Origin of the sequence: Trueperella abortisuis, assembly GCF_030811095.1 — a bacterium.
In the GTDB taxonomy this organism is placed as follows: Bacteria; Actinomycetota; Actinomycetes; order Actinomycetales; family Actinomycetaceae; genus Trueperella; species Trueperella abortisuis.
Map to the genome: position 1 here is coordinate 1845010 of NZ_JAUSQL010000001.1, position 11004 is coordinate 1856013.

The 11004-nt window shown below is 64.8% G+C and carries 14 protein-coding genes; 2 read left to right on the plus strand and 12 right to left on the minus strand.

All coding sequences use genetic code 11. The features are described from left to right. The first annotated feature begins 135 nt into the window (after positions 1–135). Both J2S45_RS08255 and J2S45_RS08260 read left to right on the plus strand, forming a co-directional pair. Positions 136–1254, plus strand: coding sequence for a coiled-coil domain-containing protein (locus tag J2S45_RS08255; RefSeq protein WP_296929521.1), 1119 nt, complete (start codon positions 136–138; stop codon positions 1252–1254). Positions 1255–1318: 64 nt separating this feature from the next. Further along, positions 1319–1945 (plus strand): hypothetical protein, encoded by a 627-nt coding sequence (locus J2S45_RS08260; protein WP_307635088.1) that lies wholly within the window; start codon positions 1319–1321, stop codon positions 1943–1945. A 36-nt stretch (positions 1946–1981) separates the two neighbouring features. Here J2S45_RS08260 and J2S45_RS08265 read toward each other — a convergent pair whose 3' ends face one another. The 12 genes from J2S45_RS08265 to atpB are packed head-to-tail and all read right to left on the minus strand — an operon-like array spanning position 1982 to position 10987. Beyond that, positions 1982–2758 (minus strand): alpha/beta fold hydrolase, encoded by a 777-nt coding sequence (locus J2S45_RS08265; protein ID WP_296929518.1) that lies wholly within the window; start codon positions 2756–2758, stop codon positions 1982–1984. Between the two features lie 15 nt (positions 2759–2773). Continuing rightward, complete coding sequence (locus J2S45_RS08270; protein ID WP_270975844.1) at positions 2774–3073, minus strand: hypothetical protein; 300 nt, start codon at positions 3071–3073, stop codon at positions 2774–2776. Then, entirely contained in the window at positions 3073–3768 is a 696-nt protein-coding gene (nucS, locus tag J2S45_RS08275; RefSeq protein WP_270975845.1) for an endonuclease NucS, read from the minus strand. The genes J2S45_RS08270 and nucS overlap by 1 nt, the downstream gene beginning before the upstream one ends. A 39-nt stretch (positions 3769–3807) precedes the next feature. Then, positions 3808–4227, minus strand: coding sequence for a DUF2550 family protein (locus tag J2S45_RS08280; RefSeq protein ID WP_270975846.1), 420 nt, complete (start codon positions 4225–4227; stop codon positions 3808–3810). 12 nt (positions 4228–4239) lie between these two features. Then, a complete protein-coding gene (gene atpC, locus J2S45_RS08285; RefSeq protein ID WP_270975847.1) occupies positions 4240–4527 on the minus strand; it encodes an ATP synthase F1 subunit epsilon in 288 nt (95 codons plus the stop codon). Further along, positions 4524–5981, minus strand: a complete 1458-nt coding sequence (atpD, locus tag J2S45_RS08290; protein WP_296929515.1) for a F0F1 ATP synthase subunit beta — start codon at positions 5979–5981, stop codon at positions 4524–4526. Before atpD ends, atpC begins: the two co-directional genes overlap by 4 nt. Before the next feature lie 20 nt (positions 5982–6001). Beyond that, a complete protein-coding gene (locus J2S45_RS08295) occupies positions 6002–6889 on the minus strand; it encodes a F0F1 ATP synthase subunit gamma (protein ID WP_307635089.1) in 888 nt (295 codons plus the stop codon). 2 nt (positions 6890–6891) lie between these two features. Further along, positions 6892–8517, minus strand: a complete 1626-nt coding sequence (atpA, locus tag J2S45_RS08300; protein WP_296929511.1) for a F0F1 ATP synthase subunit alpha — start codon at positions 8515–8517, stop codon at positions 6892–6894. 44 nt (positions 8518–8561) lie between these two features. After that, positions 8562–9371, minus strand: a complete 810-nt coding sequence (locus J2S45_RS08305) for a F0F1 ATP synthase subunit delta (protein ID WP_270975850.1) — start codon at positions 9369–9371, stop codon at positions 8562–8564. Position 9372: 1 nt separating this feature from the next. Continuing rightward, positions 9373–9927 carry a F0F1 ATP synthase subunit B gene (gene atpF, locus J2S45_RS08310; RefSeq protein WP_270975851.1) on the minus strand — a complete coding sequence of 185 codons (555 nt, stop codon included), beginning with the start codon at positions 9925–9927 and terminating at the stop codon, positions 9373–9375. 2 nt (positions 9928–9929) lie between these two features. Beyond that, complete coding sequence (gene atpE, locus J2S45_RS08315; protein ID WP_270975852.1) at positions 9930–10139, minus strand: ATP synthase F0 subunit C; 210 nt, start codon at positions 10137–10139, stop codon at positions 9930–9932. Positions 10140–10165: 26 nt separating this feature from the next. After that, positions 10166–10987: a F0F1 ATP synthase subunit A gene (gene atpB, locus J2S45_RS08320; protein WP_270975853.1), complete on the minus strand. Its 822-nt coding sequence runs from the start codon at positions 10985–10987 to the stop codon at positions 10166–10168. Between the last annotated feature and the right edge of the window lie 17 nt (positions 10988–11004).

Genomic DNA, 11004 nt, shown 5'->3' on the forward strand with positions numbered 1-11004 from the left:
CTCAGCATCCAGTAGTCATTGATAACAATTGTGTAACACTATCCTGACATAGGTAATAAAATCATCGTAGTGTGAGTGACTCGACGGCGCGGTGGCACTACGCTGTAGGGAGAGAAAACCGATCAAGGAGCCAATGTGACCGACCAATTTCCAGTCGTCATGCGCGGATACGACCGCGCGCAGGTCGACGAACGAGTGTCCCAGCTGGAAACGAGCCTGGAGCAGACGCGGGATCACGTCTCCCGCCTCGACGCGCAGATCCTCCAGCTCTCGGCCGAGCTGACCGAGGCTCAGGACGCGCTGCGGGAAAACGAGCGCCCGTCCTATTCGGGCCTCGGCTCGCGGGTCGAACGCCTCCTGCGTTCCACCGAGGAGCAGGCACTCGACCTCATGATGCGCGCCCGTCAGGACGCCGCCACGCTGGTCTCCGACGCCAAGGCTCGCGCCGCCCAGCTGCGTAACAGCGCCGAATCCGACAGCCAGAAGACCCTCGAGCGCGCTCAGCAGGAGGCCACCACCATGCGCACCAAGGCCGAGGCCGAAGCGGCCACCCTGTCCGAGACCACGCGCCGCACCGCCAACGAGATGGTCTCCTCCGCCGAACGTGAGGCCACCCGACTGCGCACCCTCGCCGACAAGGACACCTCCGCCCTGCGCTCCGAGGTCGAGCACGAGGCCGCCACGCTGCGGGCCCAGACGGAAGAAGAAATGACGAAGCTACGCTCCAAAGTCGCCCAGGAGGTGGCGAAGATGCGGGCTGATGCGGAGAACGACATCGCGGCCAAGGCCGCCGAGTCCGCCCGCGAGCTCAACGAGAAGGCCGCCGAGTTGCGCGCCCGTGCCGAGGCAATGGTCCAGGCCGCCGAGCACGAGGCGCAGGACGCCGAGGCCCGCGTGGTCGAGGCCACCCACCGCGCCGACGAGCTCACGAGCAGCTCGAACACCGAAGCCGCCGACATCCTCACCAAGGCGCGCCAGGAGGCCGCCGCCATCGTGGAGGCCGCCCGGGAGGAGGCCGACCGCATCCGCGCCGCCGCGCAGAGCGCGGCCGACGGCGAGCGTAAGTCAGCCGAGGAGCACGTGGCCTCCCTGCGCGAACAGCGCAACTCCCTCCAGTCCTACCTCGAGGATGTGCGGGCGATCCTCACCTCATCCTCGCGCTCCATCGCGCTCGAGGAGATCATCGGCTCGGCCGAAGACAAGGCCGAGGCGGGCGCGGGCACCGCGGAGGGCGGCCCCTCCACGGAAGGGTGAGTATGCCAAATTCTCCACGGTTACAGCCGCCAATGTCCTCACTTCTGGCGCCGAGGAAGGGATAATGGATCGGGGCGCCACCATCAGATCTCAGCCCACCTGGAAGAACCTCTGTGCCAGCGTCATCGTGGCAGCGGCGTTAGGCCTGGTAGGTTTTGTCGCTTCCTCTGACCCTGTGCCCGCGGCGCTACTGTCGATCGGCGGCCTGAGCGCAGGCTTGGTCTTATTCGCCCTACCCCGCCTCCGGATAACGACGTCCGGCATCGTCGTTGACAACTACGCCACGGTCGTCTCGATTCCGTGGTCGCAGTTAAAGGGAGCAACCGTTCAATCGAGCTTGGTTCTTATCGATCAGGCTGGCGAGCGCGTGCACGTCAGAGGTGTTGTTCCCCGAGCTGGAGGGGCCCATCGGGCGGACTTCGCCCAGGCCTACCATCACGCCCAGCTCGGCCTGGGCTATGAGCATGCGGACTACGCTTTACAGAGTGTGCCCTGGCAACATGGCGGGACCCTCGTGCGCAGGGCATCCGAGGTCGCCAAAGCGATCAATGATGAGCTTGATCGGCCTACATTTTCACGACCGACCGGACTGGGTGACCCCATAAGCCGGCACAGCAACGTATGGGCAATCGGCGTTTCCGTAGCCGCCGCCGTGTCGATATCCCTCGGAATCGGAATGATCTTCTTTTGACACGACGACGGCTCACCGGCCCTTAACCGCCGGCTGCTAACGGGTCACGTGCGTGTAGAAGTCGCGCAGGATGGCGGCTAACTCGGCCGGGCGTTCGTCCGCGGAGAAGTGGCCCGCGCCGGGGATCTCCTTGATACGCGGCTGATCAGCGCGCAGGGCGAGCTTCATGTAGCCCTCCATCGACGCCGTCGGATCTTCCATGCCGCGCACGAAGTAGACCGGCCCCTCGACCAAGGCGACCGCGTCGGTGCGATCCTCCCGGTTGGCCATCGCCCGCTGGATCCAGGCCAGGCCCTCGTTGGGCAGGGCGCGGAAGCGGGCGTCCAGCGAGGCGCGCACCTCGTCCGAGGCATCCGCGGCGACCATCGTGGTGGTCCAGTCCTTGACCGTCTCATAGCCCTGACCCGAGGCGGCCTTGTCCGCGGCCTCGCGCCGGAACGCCTTACGCTCGTCGTTGTCCGAGTTGATGTTGGTGTCCATGAGGGCCAGGCCGGCCACGAGCTCCGGGTGGGTCACGGTGAACTCGGCCGCGACCGAACCTCCCATCGACAGCCCTCCCAGGGCGATACGCTTAATCCCCAGTTCGTCCAGGCGCGCCTTCATCGCGGCCACGAAGGTCTTGAGGCTCGGCTCGCCCGCCGTGAACTCCTCCGTCAAGGCGGAGTCGCCAAAGCCGGGGGCGTCAAACGTCAGGATATCGATGTCTGCAAGTTCGCCGCGCACGGCGTCCCACATCGTCGAATCAAGCGGCAACGCATGAAGAAGGACGAGCGGAAGATCTGAAATGGGTCCAGTTCTACGATATGCAATCATGTTTCCAAACTACCACTACAGACCCGTGGCGCGGTGCCCTTTCGCCTTCCAACACGATTCATGCCAGTGCCGACGCGCCTCCTGACCCGCTCGAGCGCCGAACCAGCTGTCCTCCGTCCAGGCCACCACGTGTGCCTCGCCGACCATGATGATGCCGTTACACCCGGGGCACACATACTCCTTCACCCCCGCCCGGATCTTGTGGACCTTGAATTGCATCCCGTTGTCCGCCGTCTCGTAATGGGTGTAGTTCATGAGGCGATCCGGGTCGAGCGGCTGAACCTCGCGCTGATACTTGTTACGACGCCGGGCCATCAGAAGAGCCGATCCTCGGGCCGGTCCACCCCACGCATCGCGTCATAGTCGAGCACCACGCACTCAATGCCGCGGTCCTCGGCCAGCACGCGCGCCTGCGGTTTGATTTCCTGTGCGGCGAAGATGCCACGGATCGGACGCAAGGTCGAATCCCGCTCCAGAAGCGTGAGGTAGCGGGTCAGCTGCTCCACGCCGTCCACCCCGCCGCGGCGCTTGACCTCCACCGCAATGTGACGCCCCTCGGCGTCCGTGACCAGCAGGTCTACCGGACCGATGGCGGTGGGATACTCGCGCCGGACCAGCTGTGTGCCGGCGCCCAGAATCTCAGTCTGCTCGGCGAGCAGGCGCTGGAGGTGCTCCTCCACCCCGTCCTTAAGCAGTCCAGGTTCGATCCCCAGATCCTCGATCATCTCGTTGTGGATCTCGTGGATGTGAATGACCAGCGCGTCGTCCATTTTCGCGTGCTCCACGCGCCAATTCTCGGTGATCCCACGCGCGGCCTCCGCCTCGTCTGGCTCCTCCACGCGCATCACGCAGGGCGGGGACATCCAGTTCAACGGCTTGTAGGACCCGCCGTCGGAATGGATGAGCACGGACCCGTCGGCCTTCAATATGAGCACCCGCTTGGCGGGCTCAAGGTGGGCGTCGAGGCGTCCAGAATAGTCAACAGAGCATGTCGCAATGACGATTCGCACGAGCTTCCTTTCGCTGGAAGCACCAGCCTAGCAGAGCGACTATCCCAGCGTCGGCTCCGCCGACGGCCGCGAGGAGTCCATCCAGGACAGCAATGCCGCCATCTCCTCGGGGCTGGAAGCCACGCGCCGGCTGTCGCCCGGGCCGCCGGGAATGCCCGGCATGAGGATGGTCACCACGCTGATACCCCCACGCGGGCGGTGTACCTCGAAACTCATCGTCTTGCGCGCCCAACGCACCTTCGGCACAAGCACGACCGAGCGGGTGGAGTACAGGTCAAGGGAGTCGGGGCCGAGGATCGCGATCGCGTTGTGCCACCGACCATCCTCGCCACGCACCGAGACCTGGATGGAGGCCTCGTGGTTGAGCAGGTAACGGATCCGAAAGAGGTAGGCGAGAAGAAGGGCGAGCGCGAGCACCACAAGAATCGTCACGATCCACCAGATGCCGCCCTCGCCCATGTCAACCCGCTCCTATTCCGCGCCGAGTTCCTGAAACATCTTGGCGTTGGCCTCGGCGTCGTCGTAATCCTCGACGACCACCGTGATGTCATCCTGGTCGACCGTCATGAAGCCGTTGCCCACCTTGAAGGACCTGGGCTGGCCGTTTTCGACGACGCGGACCGTGCCCTTATAGATGACCGCCATGACCGGCGCGTGACCGGGCAAAATCCCCATCTCGCCGTTGTACGCGGGCACGACGAGCTCGGAGACCTCCCCCTCGTAGAGGGCCCCGGTTCGCGTGACGATCTCTAGCCTCATGACTCGGCCTGAATCTTCGCCCAGGCGCGCTCGATGTCCTCGATGCCGCCGATGTTGAAGAACGCCTGCTCCGGGATGTGGTCGTACTCGCCCTCGGTGATGCGGCGGAAAGCCTCGACCGTTTCGTCGATCGGAACCGTGGAGCCCTCCACGCCCGTGAACTTCACGGCGGTGTAGGTGTTCTGCGAGAGGTACTGCTCGATGCGGCGTGCGCGCGCAACGGTGATCTTGTCCTCTTCGGAGAGCTCGTCCACGCCGAGAATCGAAATGATGTCCTGCAGCTCCTTGTTCTTCTGCAGGATCGACTTCACGCGCGTCGCGACGTCGTAGTGCGCCTGGCCCACGTACTGCGGGTCGAGGATGCGCGACGTCGATGCGAGCGGATCGACAGCAGGGTACAGGCCGCGCGAGGCGATCTCGCGGGAAAGCTCCGTGGTCGCGTCCAGGTGGGCGAAGGTCGTGGCCGGGGCCGGGTCGGTGTAGTCGTCGGCGGGCACGTAGATCGCCTGCAGAGAGGTGATCGAATGACCGCGCGTGGAGGTGATGCGCTCCTGAAGTGCGCCCATCTCGTCAGCCAGGGTGGGCTGGTAGCCCACCGCGGAGGGCATGCGGCCCAGCAGCGTCGAGACCTCGGAACCCGCCTGCGTGAAGCGGAAGATGTTGTCGATGAACAGCAAAACGTCCTGGTTCTGCACGTCGCGGAAGTACTCCGCCATCGTCAGGCCCGACAGCGCGATGCGCAGACGCACCCCCGGCGGCTCGTCCATCTGGCCGAAGACCAGAGCAGTCTTGTCCAGGACGCCGGCCTCCTCCATCTCCATGATGAGGTCGTTACCCTCGCGGGTACGCTCGCCGACGCCGGCGAAGACGGACACGCCTCCGTGATCCTGGGCCACGCGTTGGATCATCTCCTGGATCAAGACGGTCTTGCCCACGCCGGCGCCACCGAACAGGCCGATCTTTCCGCCCTGGACGTACGGGGTGAGCAGGTCGATGACCTTGATGCCCGTCTGGAACATCTTGGTCTGGCCCTCGAGCTGGTCGAAGCTCGGGGCGGTGCGGTGGATCGGCCAACGTTCCTTGACCTCGAGAGTCTCGCCGTCTTCGAGGTTGAGGCACTCGCCCACCACGTTGAATACGTGACCCTTGGTCACGTCACCCACCGGCACCGAGATCGGGGCGCCGGTGTTGCGCACCTTCGCGCCGCGCACCAGGCCGTCGGTGGGCTTCATCGCGATGGTGCGCACGATGTTGTCGCCCAGGTGCTGGGCGACCTCGAGCACCATCGTCTTCGTGGCTTCGGCCCCGTCCACCTCATCCTCGGGCAGGGCGACCTCGACTTCGAGGGCGTAGTTGATTTCGGGAAGTCCATCCGGCGGGAACTCGACGTCCACGACCGCGCCGACCACCTGGATGATGCGGCCATCTGCCAGCTTCTGAGACGTATCTGTCATAGTCATTTCCTTCTTGGCGCTTACTTTCCGAGGCTGTCCGCGCCGGAGATAATTTCGGTGATTTCAGTGGTGATCTCTGCCTGGCGAGCGTTGTTCGCAAGGCGCGTGTAGTCCTCGATGAGACTCTGCGCGTTCTCGGTGGCCGAGTGCATCGCCTGCTGCCGGGAGGCCAGCTCCGATGCCGCCGCCATGAGCAGGACCGCATAGATGCGCTGGTCGACGTACATCGGCAGCAGCGCGTCGAAGAGCAGGCGCGGCGAGGGCTCGAACTCGTACAGCGGAGCCTCCTCGGCCTGCCCGCCGTCGTCGTCGACGACGACGAGCGGAAGCATCCTGCGCACCTCCACGTGCTGCTTGATCATCGACTCGAAGCGGGTGTAGACGGCGTGAAGCTCGCCCACCCCGCCCTCCTCGGGTGAGGCGAGGAAACGCGCGAGGAACTCGCGGGCGATCTCGTGCGCGGTGTCCGCGCTCGGATTGTCCGACTCCCCCGTCCACGAACCGGCGAGCTCGACGCCGCGGAACTTGAAGTGCGACACTCCGCGCCGACCAAAGACGTACAGGACGGGCTCCTTGCCCTGATCCTCGAGCTCTTCGCGCAGGCGGTCGGCCTCGCGTAGCACCGACGCCGAGTAGGCCCCGGCCATGCCGCGGTCGGAGGTGACCACGAACATGAGCACCCGATTGGTGTCGGTGCGCTCGTTGAGCAGCGGGTGGTGCTCGTCTGCGTGGGCGGCAACCGCGGCAATTGACTTGGTCAGGGCCTGCGTATAGGGATCTTGACCGAGCGCGCGGTTGCGCGCCCTGCCCACGCGTGAAGCCGCAATGAGCTCCATCGCGGAGAAGACCTTTTCGAGCGTCTCTGTCGCCCGGATCTTCTGCTTATAGATACGCTGTTCGCCGGCCACTACTAACCCCTCTTGGACCGAACGATCTGCTCCTGCGACTTGTGGGCAGGATCGACCTTGTCAGTGGGCAAGTCGTGGGTCTCGTAGGCTGAGGTGAAGGACTCGAGGAACTTGGCCGTAGCCGCCTTCAGCTCCTCCTCCGTCTCCGGCTCCAGCTTGCCGGTCTGCGCGATCGTCTGCAGCACGTTGGTGTTGTGGCGCAGGTAGTCGAGGTAGCCGGACTCGAACTTGTGAACGTCGCCCAGCTCGATCGTGTCCAGGTAGCCGTGGGTGCCGGCCCACACGGACGCCACCTGATCCTCCACCGCGTAGGGCGTGTACTGCGGCTGCTTGAGAAGCTCCATGAGGCGCTCGCCGCGGGTGAGCTGACGGCGGGTGGTCGCGTCAAGGTCCGATGCGAACATGGCGAACGCCGCCTGGGCCCGGTACTGTGCCAGCGTGATCTTCAGCGTTCCGGCAACCTTCTTCATCGCCTTGATCTGGGCGTCGCCACCCACGCGGGAGACGGAGATGCCGACGTCGACGGCGGGGCGCTGGTTGGCGTTGAACAGATCGGACTGGAGGAAAATCTGCCCGTCGGTGATCGAGATGACGTTGGTAGGAATGTAGGCCGAGACGTCGTTGGCCTTCGTCTCGATGATCGGCAGGCCCGTCATCGAGCCGGCGCCGAGCTCGTCGGAGAGCTTCGCGCAACGCTCGAGGAGGCGGGAGTGGAGGTAGAAGACGTCTCCCGGGTAGGCCTCGCGCCCCGGCGGGCGGCGCAGCAGGAGGGAAAGCGAGCGGTAGGCTTCTGCCTGCTTGGACAGATCGTCGAAGATGATCAGCACGTGCTTGCCCTGGTACATCCAGTGCTGGCCAATGGCCGACCCGGTGTAGGGGGCGAGGTACTTAAATCCGGCCGAATCGGAGGCGGGGGCGGCGACGATGGTGGTGTACTCGAGCGCGCCGTGGGCCTCGAGCGTGGCACGCACCGACGCGATCGTGGAGCCCTTCTGGCCTACCGCGACGTAGATGCAGCGCACCTGCTTATTCGGGTCGCCAGACTCCCAGTTCTCCTTCTGGTTGAGCACCGCGTCGATCGCCAGGGCGGTCTTGCCCGTCTTGCGGTCGCCGATGATGAGCTGGCGTTGACCGCGCCCGATCGGGATCATCGCGTCGATGGCCTTCAGACCGGTCTGCAGCGGTTCGTGGACAGACTTACGCATCATGACGCCGGGGGCCTGCAGCTCGAGCGCGCGCCGGCCGGCGAGGCCGGTGATCTCGCCAAGACCGTCGATCGGCTTGCCGAGCGGATCCACGACGCGACCGAGGTAGCCGTCGCCCACGGGGACAGAGAGAACCTCGCCGGTGCGGCGCACCTCCATGCCCTCACGGATGCCTTCGAACTCGCCGAGGACGACGACGCCGATCTCTTCCTCTTCCAGGTTCATCGCCAAGCCGAGGGTGTCGTCCTCGAACTGCAAAAGCTCGTTCGCCATGGCGCCCGGCAGCCCGTCGACGCGGGCGATACCATCGGCCGTCAGGGTGACGTGGCCGACTTCCTCGCTGGCCGCTTTCGGTGGCTCATACGAACTCACAAAGCTGTCCAACGCAGCCCGGATCTCCTCCGGCTTGATCAGTTCAGCCATTTATCTTCCTTCGCTCGCTTGCGGCCCATGCCGCATTTTAAAAATCAGTTGGTAAATGCCCCTCGAACGGATTCGAGTCGGCTGGCGATAGTGCCATCGATGACGTCGTCACCCACGTAGATCCGCAGGCCTCCGATGACGGCCGTGTCAATGGAGACGTGAATCTTGACTGCGGTGGCGTACTTGGCGGACAGGATCCGCGCCAGGCGATCCTCCTGCTCGCGCGTGAGCGGCACGGCGCTGGTCACCGCGGCGACCATGTGCTCCGCCAGGCGCGCAGCCGCGTACGTGTAGCGACGCAGCAGGCCCGGGATCGTGTGGTGCTCACGCGCAATGGAGCGCCGGATCAGCGCCACCGTCCACGGCTGGAGGTTGTGGAACAGCTGCTCGGCGAACCGGTGGCGGGCTTCCGCCGGCAGGTTCGGCGTGGTGAAGGCAAGGCGCAGATCGCGGTTATCGGAGTACAGACGCATCGTCTGGTAGAGCTCCTCTTCCACCGTGGACAACACGCCCTCGCGGCGCGCTCCCAGCAGAATCGTGTCCACCCCGAGCGCCTCAATGGCCCGCTGCAGGTCGTCCCGCTGAGACCAGTCCTCGCGAACCAGTCCCTCCACGAGGTCGACCACGGCGTCGCTCACGCGCCCGCCGAACACGCTACGCGCAAGCTGCGCGCGCGACTCGCCGTCTCGCGAGCCGCCCTCGAGCGCGTTGGTGAGCGCCGAGGAGACCTTGATGACATCCACGATAGAGAACATCTGGAGGGCCAGATCGATCTCCTTGCCCGGCTGGGTGGCGACGAACGGTTCCCACCGCTCGCGCGCCCGGTCGAGCGCGCCTTGACTTGCTGCACGCATCCTAGGACTCCGCCTCCGTCAGCTCGGGGGTCATCGTCTCGAGGTCGTCAAGAAAGCGATCGATGACGCGGCGAGCCAGCGCCTCGTCAGTAATCGCCTCGCCCACGATACGACCGGCCAGCTCCGTGGCCAGCACGCCCACCTCCGCCTGAAGTGAGCGCAGGGCTGCCTCGGAGTCGGCGTCGATTCGGCGCTGGGCGCTGCTAACGAGCCCGTCCGCCTCACTACGAGCCTTCGCCTGGGCTTCGGCGATGATCGCCTTCGCGTTGTCCTGGGCGTTCTCGCGGATTCCCGTGGCCTCGCGCTGGGCGTCGCGAATCTCCTGCGCGAGCTGAGCCTGCTGGTCGGCAACCTCGGCCCGAGCGATCTCCGCCGCCTTCAGGCCCTCCTCGATCTTCTCCGCGCGTTCGTCAAGCATCTGGACGAACGATGGCCAGGCGAACTTGTAGACCGCCACGGCCACGAGCACGAAGGCCAGGGTTCCAAAGATGAGGTCTGGCGGCGCAGGAAAGAGCAGGTTGAAGAGGCTGCCCTCAGCAAGAATCGTCTCAGGCATGCTTACGCACCGAAGACGAGACCGGCACCGAAGCCAATCAGGCCCAGCGCCTCAGCAAACGCGATCGAGAGGAACATGTTGACGCGGAGGATGCTCGCGATCTCCGGCTGACGCGCCGTTGCTTCCTGGTTCTTCGCGCCGATCATGCCGATGCCGATGCCAGGGCCGAGGGTAGCAAGACCGTAGCCGATGGTGGCGATGTTTCCGATCATTGTTTTCTTTCCTTTTGTTGTGGGTATCAGTGTTCTGAAATGGACAGGGAAATGTAGGAGGCCGTCAGCATCGCGAAGATGTAGGCCTGCAGTAACGCGACGAAGATCTCGAAGCACATGAAGGCAAGCCCACCGATGAAGGTGACCGTGCCGGTCAGCCCTCCGAGCACGCCCGATAGCGTGAAGTAGAGGAAGTGTGTTCCAACGAAGCACAGGACGAGGATGAGGTGACCCGCCACGAGGTTCATGAGGAGTCGCAGGGTGAGGGTGGCGGGGCGCAACACGAAGGTCGAGAGGAACTCGATCGGCGTCATGATGAAGTAGATCGGCCACGGCACGCCCGGCGGGAAGAGCTGCTCCCTGAAGAAACGCCCGCCTCCGCGCGCCTTGATACCGGCAACGATGAAGCCGAGGTAGGCGAAGATAGCGTAGATCAGCGGCATCCCGATGAGCGAGGTGCCCGCGATCTGGAGGCCGGGGATGACGCCGGTGAGGTTCATGAACAGGACGCCGAGGAAGACCGTCATGATCAACGGCTGGTACTGGTGTGCGCGCTCCCTGCCGATGATCTCCTCGCCGATCTGCACCTTGGAGAAATCGAGCAGGGATTCGATGGCGGCAAGACGGCGGTTGGGCACGAGCCTGCGGTTGCGCGCGTACCAGATGAGGATGAAAGCAAGCACAAATGCGGCGATGAGGCGCACCAGCAGGATGCGGTTCATCGCGAAGATCGTGCCGTCGAAAAGAATCGCGGGCGGGTTGAATTCGTGCTCGAGGGTGGGCGGCACGAAGCCCTCGCCATCTCCCGCCAGGAAGATGGGTAACGTTGCAAGCGCGTAAAGATTCACAGTGCGTTCATACCCCA

Coding starts and splice junctions, on each gene's coding strand:
- J2S45_RS08260 (WP_307635088.1), top strand. CDS start 1,319: ATGGATCGGGGCGCCACCATCAGATCTCAGCCCACCTGGAAGAACCTC.
- J2S45_RS08265 (WP_296929518.1), bottom strand. CDS start 2,758: ATGATTGCATATCGTAGAACTGGACCCATTTCAGATCTTCCGCTCGTC.
- J2S45_RS08270 (WP_270975844.1), bottom strand. CDS start 3,073: ATGGCCCGGCGTCGTAACAAGTATCAGCGCGAGGTTCAGCCGCTCGAC.
- J2S45_RS08280 (WP_270975846.1), bottom strand. CDS start 4,227: ATGGGCGAGGGCGGCATCTGGTGGATCGTGACGATTCTTGTGGTGCTC.
- atpC (WP_270975847.1), bottom strand. CDS start 4,527: ATGAGGCTAGAGATCGTCACGCGAACCGGGGCCCTCTACGAGGGGGAG.
- atpD (WP_296929515.1), bottom strand. CDS start 5,981: ATGACAGATACGTCTCAGAAGCTGGCAGATGGCCGCATCATCCAGGTG.
- atpA (WP_296929511.1), bottom strand. CDS start 8,517: ATGGCTGAACTGATCAAGCCGGAGGAGATCCGGGCTGCGTTGGACAGC.
- J2S45_RS08305 (WP_270975850.1), bottom strand. CDS start 9,371: ATGCGTGCAGCAAGTCAAGGCGCGCTCGACCGGGCGCGCGAGCGGTGG.
- atpF (WP_270975851.1), bottom strand. CDS start 9,927: ATGCCTGAGACGATTCTTGCTGAGGGCAGCCTCTTCAACCTGCTCTTT.
- atpE (WP_270975852.1), bottom strand. CDS start 10,139: ATGATCGGAAACATCGCCACCATCGGCTACGGTCTTGCTACCCTCGGC.